Here is an 18,806-nt window from a genome sequence, read left to right as displayed (position 1 = left end):
GGGTATGAGCGTTGGACTACGCGGGCTACAGAACGATCAATCAATGCCTGCCACGCATACCCGATTGCGCCCGGCCTGCTTGGCCCGGTACAAGGCCCGATCCGCCTGGCTCAAGGCATCGCCTGGCTCGATGCCCATGTCGGTTTGCCAATGCGCTACACCCAGCGAAACGGTCACAGCACCCACCGGCTCCACAGGCGTGTTCTGCACCGTCAGCCGCAGCCGTTCGGCCACTGCGATCGCCACGGCCAGGCTGGCACCCGGCAATAGCATCAGGAATTCCTCGCCACCGGTTCGGCACAACAGGTCACCCTCCCGACAACACCCGCGCATCAAGTTGGCCAGACGCTGCAGCACCTGGTCCCCGCCGTCATGGCCGTGACCATCGTTAATTCGTTTGAAATGGTCTATATCGAGCACGATTGCCGAAAATGCCTGCCCCTCGGCTTCCAGCAGCGAGAGTTTGAAGTCCAGGCTGCGGCGGTTACCCAGCCCGGTCAGCGGGTCGGTCTGGGCATCGCGGTTGAGGCGGCCAATGCGCTCCTGCAGCAAGTTCAGGCCAAACAATAGCGCCCGTTTCAGCTCGGCCGCTTCGAAGTACCAGGCGCGCACCTGGTGCAGGCGTTCGGCAGTGCCTGCGCGATCCATCGAGCGAGCACCGGCAGCCAGTTGCCAGAGCGGCCTGGCGATGATCAGCGCCAGCCACCACAGCACCAGGCTGCCGAACAGCGCCAGCGGCGCCGAGATGCCCACCACATTGAGGATCAGGTGGTTTAACGGTGCCGTCGTCTGTGCCAGCGGCTGCTGCGCTACCACGCCCCAGCCGGTGCTGGGTACTGTCGCGTAACCCGCGAGCATCGGCACGCCCTGGCTGTTGACCAACTGGCGTGTCCCGCTTTGAAGTCCGGCCAGCTGGTCGATCAAGGGATTACCTTCAACCACGGAGCCGACCCGCTCGCTGTCAGGGTGATAGAGCAGGCGGCGATTGCGATCGACCACGTAGAGGTACGAGCCATCCTGGTAGTAATGTTCGCCCAGCAGGCTGTTGAGGATATTGCGTTCGCGCAGGTACAGGCTGCCCCCGGCATAGCCCAGGTATCGGCCACTGCTGTCGAAGATCGGCTGTGACAGCACCACCACCAGGTTGTTGGCCGCCGACAGGTAGGGCGTTGAGACCTGCGTGCGTTTTTCGCGCAGGGCTTCCAGCGTACCGGGTGTTTGCACCTTGTTGCCGATGTAATGACGCAATTGCGCAGGTGAAGCCGCCCGCAGTATGCCGTCGGCATCGACCACGAAGGTGGAATTGAACGCCATGCTTTGCTGCAGCAGCCGGTCGGTTTCTGCTGCCAGGGCAATGGCGTCCGTCAGTTGCCGGCCCTGCACGCCCGCGCTGAACGACAGCTGTTGCAAGGCATTGCTGATGAAGGTCTCGGTGATCGACGCCAGCTTCGCGGCGTACACCCGGTTGGCTTCAAGGGCGTGGTCGATCAAAAGCTGGCGTTGCACGCGGTAGCTGGCGAAGTAGCTGGCGCAGAGCATCACCAAGGCGGTGAGCGCGCAGAGGATCAAGATCAGCGTGCGCAGATCCATGCGCAATCCATGCTTGGCGTGTGGCAATCCTGACCTCACTGGCGCAAAAGGGAATAACCTTACTCTCTATGGGTATGCACGGCTACGGGCGGCGTCTGTTGCTGTCGCAAAGCGTCAGGAACCGGCGTCTTCCAGCGCGTTCAGTTCGTCTTCCACCTGCTGCAGGCGCTGCTTGGCCAATGCCTGGGCCTTTTCATCACGCGCGGTCTCGCGCATCAGACGGGTGAGTTTCTCACTCAAGCGTTGTCCGTCTTCGGTCTCTTCCAGCGCCTTGGCCTTGGCCGGGTCGCGGGTGACCTCGACAATGGTGGCGAACTCGGTGTCGCTGAAGTTCTTTTCGCTATAGAGCTTGAACAGGTCCTGGCGCTGGTCCTCGACCGTGAGGTGCTTGCGCAGCATGCTGCGGATGGTGTCCTCGGACAGTTGCGGGTGGGTGCGGGTGAGCAGTGACGCCATGCGTTCGATGTTGTGCTCGTAGGCTTCCTGCAAGGGCAGGTTGGCCAGGATCTGCTCTTCGCGGGTGGGTTTCTGGTCGCAGGCGGTGAGGGCGGCGGTGAACAGCAGGGGCAGCAGCAACTTCGGGATGCGGGGCATGGGGTGGCCTTGGGCGCGCGGTTCAGGTGGGGGATTATAGCGAGGTCGAGCCGATGCCCGCGAGCCATACCAGCACTGAGGAATGTGCTGTAGGGTAGGGGCCCCTTTGCCTACGCCATGCTGACAGCTCCATGCCGAACTGGATCATCCAATCGCCCCACCGTGAGGCCGTAACCGAAGTCGTAAACTTCGTCGACAGCGCCCGCCGAGTGCTTTTCCCCTTGCTCGCCAACTCGGCGTTACCCAAAGATTTGAGCCATTTCGAGGCAACCTATCTGGATGGCGAAGGGCACTTTCTCGAAGCCCGTGTTCAAGGCCGGTTGGTGGCTGCCATCGGATACCTGCCGTACGACCATCGCTTTGGCCAACTCGATTACCACGGCAAGCGCGTAGTCGAAATCGTGCGTCTGTTCGTGCTTCCCGAGTTCCGTCGCCACGGCTTGGCCGCTGCACTGTTTGCGGCGTTGCGTGAGCATGCGATCGAGGCCGGCATCGAATGCCTGTACCTGCACACGCACCCATTTCTGCCTGGGGCTATCCGGTTTTGGGAGCGGCAGGGGTTCGTGGTGACCGATGTTGAGGATGATCCGGTGTGGCGGACTACGCACATGGAACATTGGATGGTTGCGTAGGATTTTTCCTGGTTTTCAGCCGCTGGCGTGGACACACGGTTCATTTCCAACAGCCAGCCATTTCCTTACCTTCGGGTCTCTGACGATGACGAAGAAGGAAACCACATGGCCCATCTGGCGCAGTACAAAGTGCAACTGCTCGAGGAGTTCGAGCGCCGAACCGACAGCTGGAGCTTCGGCGATTTCGAACAGCGACTGAGCGAGTTATGGCCCAAGTCCTCTTACCACGATGCCAAGGGCATCATCAATGCGGCGCACAACGAGGGTCAGTGGCCGAAGACGGTTAAGCGGTACCTGCTGACCAACTATCAAGTGCATGGGAATGTCAGCTCGGAGTTCAACGATACCTTTGCTGATGTGGTGGCGGCGATGAGTGATCAGGAGCGGCGGGAGTGGGGGGTGGCTTAGTACTTAAATGCCTGGCCTGACTTGACCTGTGGGAGCGTCTTCAGCCGCGAAGCGAGCGACGCGGTGATTGGCACCGGCTTTGCCGGTGATCGCGGCTGAAGCCGCTCCTACGGGTTTTTCTTCGCCTTAGAAACCGCCCGTCAACGGCCACTCCACCGCCAATCGAATCTGATCCCCATCCAGTTCCGCCTGCGCCGTATCCCCGCGATGCACGTTATGCCTCATCGAGAACGTGGTCCCCTTGGCCTTGCCACTCTGCACCACATACCTTGCCTCAAGGTCCCGCTCCCAGTGCTTGCCATCCTTGCCGTACCCCAGGTACGCATACCCGCCAGTGGGGTCCACATGCGTCCCATCGATATCGAACCCGCGCACATACAGCGCCGTCAGGTTCAGGCCAGGCACACCGTACGCGCCCATGTTCAGATCATACCGCGCCTGCCAGGACTTCTCGTTCGGCGCGTTGAAGTCGGACATCTGCACCGCGTTACCAATGAAGATCGCGCCACGCGTCACGTAGTCGAACGGCGTGTTGCCATTCACCTGCTGCCAGCCGAGGCTGAAACTGTGCGGGCCTTGGCTGTAGCGCGATACCAGGCTCCAGGTGGTGTTGTCGATGCGCCCTGACAGGGCCTTGCCGGTGTCGGTGGTGCGGTACAGGTTAAGGTCCAGGCTCAGGCTGCGGCGGTCGTCGAGGGCGTGGGTAATCGTGCTGCCGAGGTAGTGCTGGTTCCAGGTGTCTTCGTAGCGCGAGGTGTACAGGCTGCCACTGAAGGCGGCGCTGGGGTTCCATACCACGCCGGCGAGGTCGAAGGTGTTGCCCTGACGGCCGTTGGAGTAGTTGACCACGAAGCCTTGGTCGTGGCTCGAAGCGTTGCGGTCGGTGCTTTCGTTGAAGTGCCCGACCACCAGTTTGAGCTTGTCGATTTCGTTGCTGGTGAGGAAGAACCCCGTCGCGGTTTCAGGTAGCAGGCGGCTGTCGGACGAGCTGAACACCGGTGTCTTCACCCGCTGCTCACCATAAGACAGCACAGTGTTGGACAGGCGCAGCTTCAACGCCGCGCCACCGCGGCTGTATTCGTTCTTCGGGTGGCCGTCGTTGTCCACGCCGAGCAAGCGCGCCTTGCCTGCGCGGCCGCCGCCACTGTCGAGCTGTACGCCAAGGTAGGCGTGGGCATCCACACCCACTCCGATCAGGCCCTGGGTAAATCCCGACTGGAAGGTGCCCATCAAGCCGTAGGCCCATTCTTCCGCCAGGCCGTTGCGTTCGCTGCGCGGTTTGTAGGCATTGCGCGCAGCGCTGTTGCGCCCGCCATGCTTGTAATCGCGCTGGTCGAACACCGTGCGGTTGAGGATGCTCCAGGTGCTGTCTTCGATCAGGCCATTGCTTTGTGATTGTGCCGATTCGGCGAGCGCCAAGGGTGCGAGGCTAAGCAACGGCAGGGCCAGCAGAAAGCGACTCATTGTCCGGCCTCCAGCTGCTGCAGCTGGGTCGCGAAGCGCGCCTGTGCACGTGCCGGCAACCCCGCAGGTAGTGCGGTCGAATCGGTATCGCCTACCTGAATCAGCATCACCATGCCCATCGCCAGGTGCGGAATGCACTGGATGCCGTACAGCCCTGGCACCGTGAAGGTCTGCTCGAACGGCTGGTTCAGCTTGCTCTTGAACGCCTCGGCGCCGGTTGGCAGCAACCCAGGCACGCTGGCCGCGTTATGGCCGCTCTGGGTCGGCAGGAAGCGAACGGTGTCGCCCGCTGCGATGCGCAGGTGGTCCGGCTCATAGACCATGGCGCCGGCCGTTCCGCGGTTGAGCATCTTCACTTCATGCACTTCGGCCTGGGCGGCGAAGGGCAGCAGGGTGCTGGCGAGCAGCAGGGCGGTGGAGCGCAACAGCATGGCGGTGACTTCCAGTTTCAAGGGGCGCGAAAGCGCAGGATGCGCGCGCCGTCGAAGGGGTCGGTGAGGTAGCGGGCGTGCACGCCGAAGGTGCTTAGCAGGCGTTCGGGAGTGAGGACTTCCAGGGGCTTGCCGAGCGCCACCAGGCGGCCTTGATCGAGCACCGCCACGCGGTCGCAGGTCAGCGCCTGGTTCAGGTCGTGCAAGGCCACCAGGGTGGTCACCGGCAGCGCCTGCACTTGCTGCAGCAGGCTCAGCTGGTGCTGGATGTCGAGGTGGTTGGTCGGCTCGTCCAGCAGCAATACTTGCGGGCGTTGGGCCAGGGCGCGGGCGATGTGTACACGCTGGCGTTCTCCGCCGGACAGCGAACTCCAGATGCGCGTGCGCAGGTGCGCGGCATCGAGGTCGGCCAGGGCCTGCTCGACGATGGCGTGGTCGTCTTTGCAAAACGGTGCCAGGGCCGACAACCACGGCGTGCGGCCGAGGGCTACCGCGTCGAATACGCTGATCGCGTCGAGGGTGTCGGCCTGTTGTTCGACCAGCGCCAAAGCCTGGGCAATACGTCGACGTGGCAGGCGAGCGAGGGGTTCGCCAAGCAGCTGTACGCTGCCGCTGTGCGGCGTGCGCAAACCAGCCAGCAGCTTGAGCAGGGAGGATTTGCCCGAGCCGTTCGGGCCGACGATGCCAAGGGTTTCACCGGCAACGACGGACAGGTCGATATCGCACAGCACGCTACTGCCCGACAGTTTCAGGCTCAAACCCTGGCAGGCGAGTGGGGCGACGTGCAGGGAAGCCATGACCGTCATGTCCGCCCCCTGCGGCTTACCAGAATCAAGGCGAACACCGGTGCGCCGATCAATGCAGTGACCACGCCCACCGGGATCACCTGGCCGGGTATCAGCGTGCGCGACAGCATGTCGGCAGCGATCAGGAACAACGCACCGCCCAGGGCGCTGGCCGGCAGCAGGCGGCTATGGCCGGGACCCAGCAGCAGGCGCAGGGCATGCGGAATCACCAGCCCGACAAAACCAATGGCGCCAACGATGGACACCATCACCGCCGTCACCAACGCCGCGCAGCTGATCAGCAGCAACTGGCTGCGGCGCACCGCGATGCCCAGCGATGCCGCCGAATCGGCGCCGAAGGTGAAGGCGTCCAGCGTACGGCGATGCAGCAAGCACACCACCAGCCCGAACAGCGCCACCGGCACTGCCAGCCACACCGACGGCCAACGCACGCCGCTGAGGTTGCCGAGCAGCCAGAACATAATGCCGCGCGCCTGCTCGGCGGTGGCCGACTTGGTGATAAGGAAGGCGGTCAGGGCATTGAACAGTTGCGAACCGGCGATGCCAGCCAGAATCACCTGGGCGTTGTTGCTGCTCGGGCCAGCCGCCCGGGCCAGCAGCAGCACCAGGCCGAAGGCCGCCACAGCGCCAACGAACGCGCCACCGGACATGCTCAGCGCCGCGCTGCCCAGGCCCAGCAGACCGACCAGCACGGCGCCGGTCGAAGCCCCGGCCGACAAGCCCAGCAAGTAGGGTTCAGCCAGTGGGTTGCGCAGTAACGCCTGCAGGATCACTCCACAGGTCGCCAGCCCTGCGCCACAGGCCGCAGCGACCAGGGTGCGGGTCAGGCGGTAGTTCCAGATGATGCCGGCGTCGATCGGGTCGACCGGGTAACCGGCCTGCCAAAGATGATTGGCCAGCACCTGGTAAACAACGCGCAGCGACACCGTGGTTTCGCCAATCGCCGTGCCTGCCAGCAAGGCGGCGAGCAGGGCGACCAGGGCCAGGGCGGTGCAGGGCAGCAGACGCTTCATCACTGGGCCGCTTTACCGCTGGCGAAGGCCGTCGACAGGGTCTGCAGGCCACGGAACAAGCGGATGCCCGCCTGCATGGCGTCGGCGTCGAGGATGATGATGCGGTTGTTCTTCACCGCATCCATGTGTTGGGTGACCGGGTCGTTGTGGAGGAATTCGAGTTTCTTCTGGTAGTCGTCGGCCGGGAAGCGGCGGCGGTCCATACGGGCGATGATCAGCCAGGTCGGATTGGCCTTGGCGAGGGTTTCCCAGCCCACGGTCGGCCATTCTTCGGTGGACTCGACCACGTTGCGCACGCCCAGGGTGCGCAGCATGAAATCGGCGACACCCTGTTGGCCGGCGACGTAGGGGTCGATGTCCAGGTCGGCGCTGGAGAACCAGAACAGCGCTGAGGTAGTGCTCAGGTCCTTGCCGTCCAGTTGCTGCTTGGCAGCGTCCAGACGAGCTTTGAGGTCGGCGTTCAGTGCTGCGCCACGGTCCTGCACGTCGAAGATTTCAGCCAGCTGGCTGACGCTTTTATAGATGCTGTCGACCTGGAAGGCCTGCAGGCGCGTGCCGTCGGCACCGACCAGGTTGTCCTTGCCTTCGCAGTCCGAGGGCAGCAGGTAGGTGGGAATTTTCAGTTCGTTGAATTGTTCGCGGGTGGCGACCACGCCCTGGGCGCCGACCATCCATTCGAACTGCACGGCCACCAACTGCGGACGCTTGCCGACCACCGCTTCGAAGCTTGGGTCGTTGTCGGCAAGGCGCGGCACCTGGTCGTTCAGCGCCTTGTACTCGGGCAACACGTTGTTGAACCACAACGAGGTACCGGCCAGCTTTTCGCCAAGACCCAGCGCATAAAGCATTTCGGTACCGGCCTGGCCGATGGTCACCGCGCGCTCGGGGGCGTGGGCGAAGGTTTGCGGCGCGCCGCAGTTGTCCACGGTGAGCGGGTAGTGGGTGGCGGCGGCATGGGCCACACCGGTGAGGCTCAGGCCGGCGAGCAGGGTGGCGAAACGAGGCAGCATGCGGGGCGATCTCCTATCGGACAGTTCACGGAAGAACGCACGGACAGGCATCGCCGAGCCCCTGCAGCTGGCAGGGGCAACACTGATGGCCAATCCCGGACACCCCGCCGGTTGGTGAATGTAGGCCGGCAGGTCTCCTGACTGGTGCGTCGTCGTTCGGCTCCGGCCTTCCCGGACCTATGGTCCAGTGGCATCGATGGAGCGAACTCGGCACCTACAGTTGCGGGGGCAGTTCCCTTTGGCGCGCCTGGGCGGCCTGGGATTCCCTATTATTTCCGTGGTGGAAACCGGCGGCCCGCATGGTAGACCATCAGGCGCCGGGTGAAAACGCTAAATCAGAAGTACTTGAGCCAGGTGATGTCGCGACGGCGGGCCTTGAGCCGGGCGAACCATTGCACCGGCAGGTACAGCGCCAGCGCCAGCAGCACCGCGCTCAGCCACACCGCGCCGATGCCATCGAAGCCGAAGTAGGCACCGTGGTTCAGGCCGAACAAGGCGACGCTGGCCAGGTACAGCAGTTTCAACACGTACAGGTGCAGCAAGTAGAAGAACATCGGCGCCGCGCCGAATACCGCCAAGGCGCTGATCCAGCGGGCCTGCACGGCGCGCTCGAAGGCGCGCAGCAACAGCAGACCGCAGCCCAGAGTCAGGGTGAGGAACAGCAGCGAAGGCGGGTATTTGGTGATGTTGAAGAAGCTCATCAGCGTCTGCGTGAAGGTCGGGTAGCCGCTCCACGGCGCTTCGCCATAGCCGTTGAGCATGCGCAGCACGACGAAGCCCAGCAACGCGATCACGCCGGCCAGCAGCAGTCGATTTTGGCGTTTTTGCGCATCCGTGCCACGGGCAAACCACGGGCCAAGGCCATAGCCCAGGGCGATCACGCCGATCCAAGGCAGCACCGGGTAGGAAGTACGCAGGCGCAGGCTATCGGAGAATTCCAGCCAGCCCCGATCATGCAGGATCGCCCATGGCACATGCATGGCCGACTCCACGCCGAAGTGCAGGCCATCAAGCAGGTTGTGGCCCGCGATGATCACGGCCCCGACGGCCAGCAGGACAGGGCGCGGCAGCCACACCAGCAGCGACAGGGCGATCATGCTCACGCCGATGGCCCAGATCACTTGCAGGTAGATCACGCTGGGCGGCAGCTGGAAGGTCCAGGCGAAGTTGACCAGGGTGAACTCCAGCACCACCAGGAACAGGCCGCGCTTGAACAGGAACGCCGAGACATCGCTGCGGCCCTGGTACTTCTCGCCGTACAGCCAGGCCGACAGGCCGGTCAGCAGCACGAACACCGGCGCGCACAGGTGGGCCAGGGTGCGGCTGGCGAACAGTGTTGGGTCGGTGGCGTCGATGGCCATCGGGTCGCCGACCTGGCGGTGCAGGAAGAACGTCTCGCGGACGTGGTCGAGCAGCATGAAGAGGATTACCAGGCCGCGCAGGGCGTCGATGCTCTGCAGGCGCTGGGTGAGCAGGGTTGGGGTGGCGGCGGCGCTTGTCATTGGAGGTGGGTCGCAGGCAGGAATGGATGTCAAATGAAACGTTATCTTATAACTATTTCATTCAAGCCTGGAAGTGATTTTTTGGGTGTCCTTGCTGGCCTCTTCGCGGCTAAAGCCGCTCCCACAGGTACACCACCGATTTTGGAGAACCCGTGGGAGCGGCTTTAGCCGCGAAGAGGCCAGACCTGCCTACTCAGATCAGAAGCTGTAATCCACCGTCGCAAAATACGACCGCGGCACGCCCATGATCCACTGCGTACCACTGAACGCCGACGCCACATACTCGCGGTCGAACAAGTTGTTCACCTGCAACCCCAAGCGCACATCCGGCAGCGCCTGCCAGCCGATATTGGCATCGACCACGGTGTATCCCGGTGCACTCTGGGTGTTGGCGGTGTTGGCATAACGCTCGTCCACATAGCGCGCGCCCATGCCAGCCTCGACCTGCTGGCCAAAGTCCTTGCTCAACCACAGGTTGGCCGTACGCCGTGGTACGTTGGCCGGGCGGTTGCCGGCGCGGTCCTGGGGCACGCCGCCGACCAGTTCGTCGAAGTCGTCATACTTGGCGCGCACCAGCGAGGCATTGGCCGACACCTGCCACTGTTGCGGCAAGTCCAGCTCCAGGGTCGCTTCCAGGCCATCGGAAGTCTGCTGCCCGGCTTGCTGTTTTTCGTGGGTCAGCGGGTCATCCACCAGCAGTTTTTTCTTGACGATATGGAAGGCGGCCAGTGTCCACTCGCCGCGACCGTCCCAGAATCGCTGCTTGAGGCCCAGCTCGGTCTGTTTCGACTCGGTCAGGTCATAGTTCATCTGCGTCGGGCTGAGGCTGATCAGGTTGTTCACCCCGTCCTCGCTCGTCGAATACTGGCCGTACAGCGACAGGTTGTCGGTGGCCGCGAACACCAGCCCGGCGCGCCAGTTGCCGCCGTTCAGGCTGCGGTCACTGCGGGTGTCGTTGGTGAGGTTGTCGCGGTCGATGTGGTTCTGGTCGCGACGCACGCCGGTCACCAACGACAGGCGCTCGGTCAGTTGCAGGCGGTTTTCGGCGAACAGGGCGAAGGTGTGGGTGGTGGACAGGGTTTGTGGGCGTGTGGGCGAGTCGCTGTGGAAATACCCGGGCGCCGGCTGCCACGGGTCGACGTAGTCGCCACCCACATCGTTGTACGGCGAGTTGCTGTCGACGTTGAAGCGCACCTTGTTGTACTCGGTGCCGACCACGGTCTTGCTCGCCAGGCCGAACAGCGAATGGTCGAAGGTGAAGGTCTGGCGGTCGCCGATCTGCTCCTGGTTGTGTTTGATCTCCAGGTAGCTCTGGCGCAGCAGCTGCTCGCGGTCGGCGTCCCAGCTGTAGTCCTCGGCGTTGCGCCAGTGGCGGCGGCTCTTGATGTAGTAGAGCTGGTTGCTGGCGCTGAGCTGGTCGTTGATGGTCCAGTCGGTGGTGAAGCGGGTCCACTCGTCGTGGTAGCGCTGCTGGTCATTCTGGATGTTGTAGTTCTTCTTGCGCAGGCTGCTGCGATAGTGGCCGTCGATCAGCGGCGTGCCGTAGTAGTTGGCAGGCTCGGCGTCGCCACGCTCATGGGCCAGGGTGAAGCTCAGGTCGTCGCTGGCGTCGAAACGCAGCGCGGCGCTGAGGGCCAGGCTGCGCGAGTCGGTGCGGTCGACCCAGCCGTTGCCGGACTGCTGGTTGAGGGTAAGGCGATAGCTCAGGCGTTCGCTGAGGCTGCCGCCGCTGTCCAGGCCCAGTTGCTGGCGGTCCCAGGAGCCGTAGCCCAGGCGCAGGTGGTTGCGGATGTCGCCGCTGAAGGGCTTTTTCGGGATCACGTTGATTACCGCACCGGTGGCGCCTTCGCCATACAGCACCGAGGCCGGGCCCCGAATCACGTCGATGCGCTCGACCATCCACGGGTCGACCGGGAAGGTCTGGGTGCCGGCACCGGTATACAAGCGCGCGCCGTCGAACAGCGTCATCACCGAGCCGTGGCCGGTAAAGCCACGGGCCGAGAGGCCGGTGCCGCCATCGCCGGGGCTGCCGACGAAGGTGATGCCCGGCGAGCGGGTCACGGCGTCCTGCACGGTGAGGTTGTTGCGTTGCTGGATCTCTTCGGCGGTGAGGGTGCTGGTGCTGGCCGGGGTTTCCAGGGCGCTGAGGTTCAGCCGTGAGCCGGCCTGGGTCGGCGTGGCAAGGTCGACGTGCTGTTCGTCGCGGGTGTCGGTGATGGCTGTGGAGGGTAGCGCCAGGACGGCGTTGTCGTGGTCATCGGCCAGGGCTGGCAGGGCGACGGCCAGGCAGGCCGCCAGCGGCTGAAGCTTGAAGAAACGGGACATGTCTTTCCACTGACTGCAGGAATGAATGGATCCCGGTGGAAAACACGCAAAGGCACAACCGCGCACGCAGGCGCACACGCGGATACCGGCCTGCGCCCGCCCACCGCGGGTTGCCAAGTGAAGCTTCAGGCCGGTCTCCGGGCTTGCGAGGGTCATGACGCCTTCACCTTCCCATGCATGCGCACAGTGGTGTGTCGAAGGCCTCACTCGCTTACCGTTGCGGGGGCAGCGCCGGACTTGTCGTGGACCACGACGCACCGGCTTCCCGTTTCACCCTGCGCACGGCGGCGCAGGACACCTGAAACTGGCGCGCATCTGACCACTGGTCGGGGCGCGCGTCAATCATTTACCTGCCAAGGCGGTCAGTGTGCGCCGGCCGACTTGCTCAGGTCGCTTTCGGCCCATTCGGTGTAGATGCAGGCATCGGCCACCGCCCAGCGCACCTTCACGGTATCGCCCGGTTGCATTGGCATGCCGGCAGCCGACAGGGCCTTTACCGTCAGTTCTGTGCCGCCCGGTGTCATCACATGGCAGGTCTGGCTTTCGCCGAGGAACAGTACTTCGCCGACTTTTGCATCGACCTCGTTCCAGCCTGCGGGCAACGGTTCGCGCGCAGCCTGCTCGGTGGTCAGGGCCAGGGCTTTTTCCGGACGCACCATGATCAGCGCGTCCTGCCCGGCCGCCAGGCCAGGGGTCAGGCGGATCGCCACCGGTTGGCCTTCGAAGCTGCCGGCACCATGACTGCTGGCCTTGATGCGCAGGAAGTTCGAGTTGCCCAGGAACGAGGCGACGAAGGCATTCGGTGGGTTCTGGTACAGATCGTAACCGGTGCCCAGGCCAACGATCTTGCCGTGGCTGAAGATCGCGATGCGCTGGGACAGGCGCATGGCTTCTTCCTGGTCGTGGGTCACGTAGACGATGGTGATGCCCAGCCGGCGGTGCAGCTGGCGCAGTTCGTCCTGTAGGTCTTCGCGCAGCTTCTTGTCCAGCGCGCCGAGCGGCTCGTCCATCAACAGGATGCGCGGCTCGTACACCAGCGCCCGGGCAATCGCCACGCGCTGCTGTTGGCCACCGGACATCTGCGAAGGCTTGCGGTGGGCGAACTTCTCCAGTTGCACCAGCTTGAGCATGGCGTCGACCCGCTTGTTGATCTCGGCAGCGCCGAGCTTGCGGATGGCCAGCGGGAAGGCGATGTTGTCGCGTACGTTCAGGTGCGGGAACAGCGAGTAGCGCTGGAACACCATGCCGATGTCGCGCTTGTGCGGTGGCACGTTCACCAGCGACTGGCCGTCGACCAGGATCTCGCCGCTGCTGGGGGTTTCAAAACCGGCCAGCATCGACAGGGTGGTGGACTTGCCCGAGCCACTGGAACCAAGGAAGGTGAGGAACTCGCCGTCCTGGATTTCAAGGTCCAAATTGTCCACGGCGGTGAAGTCGCCGTAATGCTTGTTCAGGCCGCGCAGGCTGACCAGGGTCTTGTTGTGCGCGTTGTCTTTGATCACTGCACTCATTGTTGTTTTCTCCGCGCAATCAAGCGTTGACTTCGGTGCGCCGGCGCAAGGCGGCGGCGATGACCATGACCAGCAGCGACAGGCCGATCAGCAGCGTCGAGGCGACGGCGATCACCGGGCTCAGGTCCTGGCGCAAGGTGGTCCACATTTTCACGGGCAACGTCTGCAGGTCGGGGCTGGCCATCATCACGCTGAGCACCACCTCGTCCCATGACACCAGGAAGGCGAACAGACCGCCGGCGATCATCCCGGGGCGAATCGCCGGGAAGGTCACCTTGAAGATCGCCTGCAGGCGCGAGGCCCCGCAAATCACGGCGGCATCCTCGATCGATTGGTCGAACAGCTTCAGCGAGTTGATGATCGAGATGATGGTGAAGGGCAGGGCGACGATCACATGGCTGACCACGAAGGCGAACAGCGTGCCGGTGTAGCCCAGCTTGAGAAACAGCGCGTACACCGCCACGGCGATAATCACCAGCGGCACGATCATCGGCATGGTGAACAGCCCGTAGAGCATCTCGCGGCCGGGGAAACGTCCACGTACCAGGGCAAACGCGGTGGGCAGGCCCAGCAGCACGGCGGCGATGGTCGTCAGCACGGCCACCTTGAGGCTGGCCAGCGCAGCATCCATCCACTCCGGGTTGGCGAAGAACTGCACATACCACTTGAAGGTCCAGCCCGGAGGCGGGAACACCAGCCACTGCGACGAACCGAACGACAACAGGATGATGAACACCACCGGCAGCAGCAGGAACGCCGCGATGACCCCGGTGGTCAGGTACAGGCCCGTGCGCAGCGGGCGGCCCATGGCATTGGGAGACAGAAGCATGGCGGATTACCTCGCGTTGCCGACCGGGGATTCCGGCTGCAGCTTCAGGTACAGGTAGAAGAGCACCAGGGTGATCACCACCAGCAGTGCGGCGGCGGCGCTGGCCAGGCCCCAGTTGAGGAACGACTGCACCTGCTGGATGATGAATTCGGGCAGCATCATGTTCTGCGCACCGCCGAGCAGGGCCGGGGTGACGTAGTAACCGAGCGACATCACGAACACCATCAGCGCACCGGAGAACAGGCCCGAGCGGCACAGTGGCAGGAACACCTTCCAGAAGTTGGTCCAGGGGCTGGCGCCGCAGATCGAGCCGGCCTGCAACACCATCGGGTCGATGGCGTGCATGGTCGCCTGCAGCGGCAGCACGATGAACGGGATCATGATGTAGCTCATGCCGATCACCACGCCGGTCAGGTTGTGCACCATTTCCAGCGGCGCATCGATGATGCCCATCGCCATCAACGCCTTGTTGATCACCCCCGAGCTCTGCAGCAGTACCAGCCACGAGTAGGTGCGCGCCAGCAGGCTGGTCCACATCGACAGCAGCACGATGTTCAACAGCCAGCGGCCCCAACCGTTGGGCACCAAGGTGATCGCCCAGGCCAGCGGGAAGCCCAGCAGCACGCTGATCAGGGTGACCACACCGGCCACCGAGAAGGTGTTGAACAGCACCCGTGCATAGGCCGAGTTGGCGAACAGCTGCTCGTAGTTGCCCAGCCCCGGCACCGGCTCCAGCACCCCGCGCAGCAGCAGGCCGATCAGCGGGGCGAAGAAGAACAGGCCAAGGAACAGCAGGGCCGGCAGCAGATTACGGCTGCCTTTCCAGCGCCGGCTCATGGGTTCGCGCTGGGGTGCGGTTTGCGGGGCGCCGGTGCCCGTGGGGGCACCTTGCGCATTGTGCAGGGCGTTGATGGCGACTTTCATTTGACCAACCACTCATTCCAGCGCGCGGCGATGGCTTGGCCGTTCTTGGCCCAGTAGGCGAAGTCCAGCGTGACCTGATCCTGGGCGTAGGCGGTCGGCAGGTTCTTCGCCAGGTCCTTGTCGAGCTTGGCAACGCTGTCGACGTTGACCGGGGCGTAGGCGGTCTTGTTGGCGAACTCGGCCTGGCCTTCGGCACTGCTGGCGTTGGCCAGGAACTTCATGGCCGCGTCCTTGTTCTTGGCGCCTTTGGGGATGACCAGGAAGTCGGCCATGACCAGGTTCTGCTTCCAGCTCACGCCCACCGGTGCGCCATCTTGCTGCAGGGCGTAGACGCGGCCGTTCCAGAACTGCCCGAGCGAGGCTTCACCGGAGGCCAGCAGTTGCTGCGACTGGGCGCCACCGCCCCACCAGACGATGTCTTTCTTGATGGTGTCGAGCTTCTTGAAGGCGCGATCCAGGTCCAGCGGGTAGAGCTTGTCGGGCGCGACGCCGTCGGCCAGCAGGGCCAGTTCCAGCACGCCGGGGCTTGGCCATTTGTACAGGGCGCGTTTGCCGGGGTAGGTCTTGGTGTCGAACAACGCGGTCCAGTCCACCGGCTTGTTGGCGCCGAGCTTGCCTTCGTTGTAGCCGAGCACGAACGAGAAGAAGAACGAGCCGACGCCGTGGTCGCTGACGAAGCGTGGGTCGATCTTGTCGCGTTTGATCTGATTGAAATCGAGGGGTTCGAGCAGGCCTTCGCTGGCGGCACGCAGGGCAAAGTCGGCTTCCACGTCGACCACGTCCCACTGCACGTTGCCGCTCTCGACCATGGCCTTGAGCTTGCCATAGTCGGTCGGGCCGTCCTGGACGACTTTTATAACGGTCGATTTGGTGAAGGGTACGGCCCATGCTTCTTTCTGGGCGTCCTGGGTGGTCCCACCCCAGCTGACGAAATTCAGGCTGTCGGCGGCCTGCACGGCCTGACAGGCCAGGGTCAGCAGGCTGGCGGACAGCACTGCGGTTACACGTTTGCTCAACAGCATGGTTACGCCCTCGTTGCTTTTGTTATTCGAGGCGGGGCTTTTTGGTGCGCCCGCCAACAGTATTCGGGGAGCAGCTAAAACAAAGTGTCAGTGGCCGTTTTTAAGTGTAGGTGCCGGCCTGCGATTTTAAGGTCTACGGGATATCATATTATGGTATTCCAAGTTTTTGGCAAGAGGATAAGGCGACCGGCCATCACTCAGTGGCAACCGACTCGAACGGGATGCTTTGCACCACCTCCAGCTCATACCCCGCCAACCCTGCATACTTGAGCGGCGGCCCCAGGTGACGCAGCTTGCCCACGCCCAGGTCCTGAAGAATTTGCGCGCCGGTACCGACCTCCGAGTACACCTTCGACTGTCCGCGCTGGTAAGGCCGCACGGGCTGAGTCAGCTGCGGCACCCGTTCCAGCAGCGCCTGGGACGATTCGTGGTTGGCCAGGATCACCACCACCCCGGCGCCTTCATCGGCAACCCGCTGCAGCGCCGCCCACAGCGTCCAGTTGGTCGGCCCGGCATATTCGGCGCCGACCAGGTCGCGCAGAGGGTCGATCACATGCACACGCACCAGGGTGGGTTGCTCGCGGCGGATGTCGCCCATGACCATGGCCATGTGCACACCGCCTTCGATACGGTCCTCGTAGGTGACCAGGCGGAAGCTGCCATGCACCGTCGGCAACTCGCGCTCACCGATGCGCTTGATGGTCTGTTCGGTGCTCAGGCGGTAGTGAATCAGGTCGGCGATGGTGCCGATCTTGATGCCGTGGGCGGCGGCGAAGACTTCCAGATCCGGGCGGCGGGCCATGGTGCCGTCGTCGTTGAGCACCTCGACGATCACCGAGGCCGGGGCGAAGCCAGCCAGGCGCGCCAGGTCGCAACCCGCTTCGGTGTGGCCGGCGCGGGTCAGCACACCGCCTTCGCGGGCGCGCAGGGGGAAGATGTGGCCGGGTTGCACCAGGTCTTCGGGGCGGGCGTCAGCCGCCATCGCCGCCGCCACGGTGCGCGCCCGGTCGGCGGCGGAAATGCCGGTGGTGACGCCGGTGGCGGCCTCGATCGACACGGTGAAGGCGGTGCTGAACACGCTGCCGTTGGACGGTACCATCTGCTCCAGGCCCAGGCGCTGACAGTGCTCGTCGGTCAGGGTCAGGCAGATCAGGCCGCGCGCTTCGCGGGCCATGAAGTTGATGGCCTGGGCGTCACAGCACTCGGCGGCGATCAGCAGGTCGCCTTCGTTTTCCCGATCTTCGTCGTCCACCAGCAGGACCATCTTGCCTTGCCGGTAGTCCTCGAGGAGTTCTTCGATGCTGTTGAAGGCCATGTTGCACGCTCACTGTGATGGGGTGATTATTATGGTATACCATCATACATAAATAATTCGGCAACAGGAGAGCAGCGGATGAAAGCGTATTGGATCGCCCACGTCGACGTGACCGACCCGGAGCAGTATCAGCAGTACACCCAGCGGGCACCTGCTGCCTTCGTGGCATTTGGCGGGCGCGTTCTGGCGCGGGGCGGGCGCAGCGAGGCGATGGAGGGGCGGCCGACCCCGCAGCGCAGTGTGGTGATCGAGTTCGAATCGTATGACCAGGCGGTGGCCTGTTATCGGTCCGATCTGTATCAGGAGGCCTGCAGTCATCGCCAGGGTGTGGCGAAGGCTGAGGTCATCATTGTTGAAGGGTTCGAGCCTTGAGCTGATCAATGCCGGCCCTTTCGCGGGGCAAGCCCGCTCCCACAGGTACACCCGCTGGCTTCAAGAGCAGTGGTGCACCTGTGGGAGCGGGCTCGCCCCGCGAAGAGGCCGGTCCTGCTCATGGCATACCCGGCAATTCATGCGGCCGCAAGTCAAACACCAGCACCTCCGCATCCTGACCATTGCTCAGCTCAAGCACCTGTTCCTGCCGCACCCGCACACCATCCCCCTCATTCAGCACCTGCCCATTGAGCTCGATACTGCCGCGCGCCACATGCACATAACCGTGGCGATTGTCCGGCAAGGTCAGGCTCGCCCGCTCCGCGCCATCGAATAGCCCGGCATACACCCGCGCGTTCTGCCGTACCTGTAACGACCCCTCAGCACCGTCCGGAGAAATGATCAGGCGTAACTTCCCGCGCTTCTCCTCGGCACTGAAGTGCTGCTGCTGATAACGCGGCGTAGCGCCTTTCACGTTAGGCACGATCCAGATCTGCAGAAAATGCACCGGCTGCGCCTGGCTGTGGTTGAACTCGCTGTGCGCCACACCGTGCCCGGCACTCATCAGTTGCACGTCGCCAGGGCGGATCACCGAACCCGTGCCCAGGGTGTCCTTGTGCTCCAGCGCCCCTTCGAGCACGTAGGAGAAGATTTCCATGTCCCGGTGCGGGTGTTCGCCGAAGCCCTTGCCGGCGATGACCCGGTCGTCGTTGATCACCAGCAGGTCGGAAAAACCCTGCTCGTCGGGGTTGCGGTAATGGCCGAAGGAAAAGGTGTGGAAGGATTTCAGCCAGCCATGGAAGGCCAAGCCGCGGTCTTGGGCGTTACGGACAGTGAGCATGGTGATTCTCCTTGAATGCCGGGGCCGGGAGGGCCGCCGTGCTGTCGATGGAGATAACTTTACTGTCACCAATAACTTTAAAAAATAGTGTCTTGATGGATTGACTGTCTTTCCAGGAGTGACAGTTGATTCAAGTTTTTGTAGGACACTTCTAAATTTTCCTTCGCCTGGTCTCTGTCTGTTTTGCTGGTGATAGCGTCGGGATTTCCATACAGGG

Annotated in this window: 18 protein-coding genes and 2 riboswitches; of the genes, 3 read left to right on the top strand and 15 right to left on the bottom strand. The window is 63.5% G+C overall.

The genetic code is table 11. The features are described from left to right. Positions 1-36 precede the first annotated feature (36 nt). Together ACIQUF_RS06770 and ACIQUF_RS06765 are read right to left on the bottom strand one after the other, a co-directional pair. Positions 37-1,617, bottom strand: a complete 1,581-nt coding sequence (locus tag ACIQUF_RS06770) for a diguanylate cyclase (protein ID WP_403129696.1) — start codon at positions 1,615-1,617, stop codon at positions 37-39. 87 nt (positions 1,618-1,704) lie between these two features. Further along, positions 1,705-2,184 carry a hypothetical protein gene (locus ACIQUF_RS06765; protein WP_403129694.1) on the bottom strand — a complete coding sequence of 160 codons (480 nt, stop codon included), beginning with the start codon at positions 2,182-2,184 and terminating at the stop codon, positions 1,705-1,707. Between the two features lie 131 nt (positions 2,185-2,315). On the opposite strand from ACIQUF_RS06765, the gene ACIQUF_RS06760 reads away from it, so the two are divergent. Together ACIQUF_RS06760 and ACIQUF_RS06755 are read left to right on the top strand one after the other, a co-directional pair. Then, positions 2,316-2,816, top strand: a complete 501-nt coding sequence (locus tag ACIQUF_RS06760; RefSeq protein WP_403129691.1) for a GNAT family N-acetyltransferase — start codon at positions 2,316-2,318, stop codon at positions 2,814-2,816. A 105-nt stretch (positions 2,817-2,921) separates the two neighbouring features. After that, complete coding sequence (locus ACIQUF_RS06755; protein WP_403129689.1) at positions 2,922-3,224, top strand: hypothetical protein; 303 nt, start codon at positions 2,922-2,924, stop codon at positions 3,222-3,224. Between the two features lie 126 nt (positions 3,225-3,350). On the opposite strand, the gene ACIQUF_RS06750 is transcribed toward ACIQUF_RS06755, so the two are convergent. From ACIQUF_RS06750 to ribBA, 12 genes are all read right to left on the bottom strand, one after another. Further along, positions 3,351-4,688 carry an OprD family porin gene (locus ACIQUF_RS06750; RefSeq protein WP_403129687.1) on the bottom strand — a complete coding sequence of 446 codons (1,338 nt, stop codon included), beginning with the start codon at positions 4,686-4,688 and terminating at the stop codon, positions 3,351-3,353. Beyond that, positions 4,685-5,119 (bottom strand): pseudoazurin, encoded by a 435-nt coding sequence (locus ACIQUF_RS06745; RefSeq protein WP_403129685.1) that lies wholly within the window; start codon positions 5,117-5,119, stop codon positions 4,685-4,687. The genes ACIQUF_RS06750 and ACIQUF_RS06745 overlap by 4 nt, the downstream gene beginning before the upstream one ends. A 17-nt stretch (positions 5,120-5,136) precedes the next feature. Next, positions 5,137-5,925 carry an ABC transporter ATP-binding protein gene (locus tag ACIQUF_RS06740; RefSeq protein WP_403129683.1) on the bottom strand — a complete coding sequence of 263 codons (789 nt, stop codon included), beginning with the start codon at positions 5,923-5,925 and terminating at the stop codon, positions 5,137-5,139. Beyond that, positions 5,922-6,938 (bottom strand): FecCD family ABC transporter permease, encoded by a 1,017-nt coding sequence (locus ACIQUF_RS06735; protein WP_403129681.1) that lies wholly within the window; start codon positions 6,936-6,938, stop codon positions 5,922-5,924. The genes ACIQUF_RS06740 and ACIQUF_RS06735 overlap by 4 nt, the downstream gene beginning before the upstream one ends. Then, positions 6,938-7,948, bottom strand: coding sequence for an ABC transporter substrate-binding protein (locus ACIQUF_RS06730; RefSeq protein WP_403129680.1), 1,011 nt, complete (start codon positions 7,946-7,948; stop codon positions 6,938-6,940). The genes ACIQUF_RS06735 and ACIQUF_RS06730 overlap by 1 nt, the downstream gene beginning before the upstream one ends. Positions 7,949-8,057: 109 nt before the next feature. Continuing rightward, a riboswitch (cobalamin riboswitch) is annotated at positions 8,058-8,255 on the bottom strand. A gap of 28 nt (positions 8,256-8,283) precedes the next feature. Then, the gene (locus ACIQUF_RS06725) at positions 8,284-9,450 is read right to left on the bottom strand and encodes a DUF1624 domain-containing protein (RefSeq protein WP_403129678.1); all 1,167 of its coding nucleotides are present in this window, start codon (positions 9,448-9,450) and stop codon (positions 8,284-8,286) included. Positions 9,451-9,648: 198 nt separating this feature from the next. Next, positions 9,649-11,775 carry a TonB-dependent receptor gene (locus ACIQUF_RS06720; RefSeq protein ID WP_403129676.1) on the bottom strand — a complete coding sequence of 709 codons (2,127 nt, stop codon included), beginning with the start codon at positions 11,773-11,775 and terminating at the stop codon, positions 9,649-9,651. Positions 11,776-11,885: 110 nt separating this feature from the next. Continuing rightward, positions 11,886-12,092, bottom strand: a riboswitch (cobalamin riboswitch). Positions 12,093-12,137: 45 nt separating this feature from the next. After that, complete coding sequence (locus tag ACIQUF_RS06715; RefSeq protein ID WP_400802188.1) at positions 12,138-13,286, bottom strand: ABC transporter ATP-binding protein; 1,149 nt, start codon at positions 13,284-13,286, stop codon at positions 12,138-12,140. A gap of 19 nt (positions 13,287-13,305) precedes the next feature. Further along, a complete protein-coding gene (locus ACIQUF_RS06710; protein ID WP_387528195.1) occupies positions 13,306-14,115 on the bottom strand; it encodes an ABC transporter permease in 810 nt (269 codons plus the stop codon). A gap of 6 nt (positions 14,116-14,121) precedes the next feature. Then, on the bottom strand, positions 14,122-15,039 hold the full coding sequence (locus ACIQUF_RS06705; protein ID WP_403129673.1) for an ABC transporter permease: 918 nt from the start codon (positions 15,037-15,039) through the stop codon (positions 14,122-14,124). After that, positions 15,036-16,061: a polyamine ABC transporter substrate-binding protein gene (locus ACIQUF_RS06700; protein ID WP_403129671.1), complete on the bottom strand. Its 1,026-nt coding sequence runs from the start codon at positions 16,059-16,061 to the stop codon at positions 15,036-15,038. Before ACIQUF_RS06700 ends, ACIQUF_RS06705 begins: the two co-directional genes overlap by 4 nt. A gap of 193 nt (positions 16,062-16,254) precedes the next feature. Beyond that, positions 16,255-17,376: a bifunctional 3,4-dihydroxy-2-butanone-4-phosphate synthase/GTP cyclohydrolase II gene (gene ribBA / locus ACIQUF_RS06695; RefSeq protein ID WP_403129669.1), complete on the bottom strand. Its 1,122-nt coding sequence runs from the start codon at positions 17,374-17,376 to the stop codon at positions 16,255-16,257. Between the two features lie 78 nt (positions 17,377-17,454). Here ribBA and ACIQUF_RS06690 point away from each other — a divergent pair, with 78 nt between their 5' ends. After that, positions 17,455-17,748: a DUF1330 domain-containing protein gene (locus ACIQUF_RS06690; RefSeq protein WP_403129668.1), complete on the top strand. Its 294-nt coding sequence runs from the start codon at positions 17,455-17,457 to the stop codon at positions 17,746-17,748. Between the two features lie 118 nt (positions 17,749-17,866). Here the strand turns inward: ACIQUF_RS06690 and ACIQUF_RS06685 are convergent, their stop codons facing one another. Next, positions 17,867-18,589, bottom strand: coding sequence for a pirin family protein (locus ACIQUF_RS06685; RefSeq protein ID WP_403129666.1), 723 nt, complete (start codon positions 18,587-18,589; stop codon positions 17,867-17,869). Between the last annotated feature and the right edge of the window lie 217 nt (positions 18,590-18,806).

The sequence above is a fragment of the Pseudomonas sp. NPDC090233 genome, assembly GCF_044772285.1.
Taxonomy (GTDB): Bacteria; Pseudomonadota; Gammaproteobacteria; order Pseudomonadales; family Pseudomonadaceae; genus Aquipseudomonas.
This window is presented reverse-complemented; position numbering and strand designations above follow the sequence as displayed.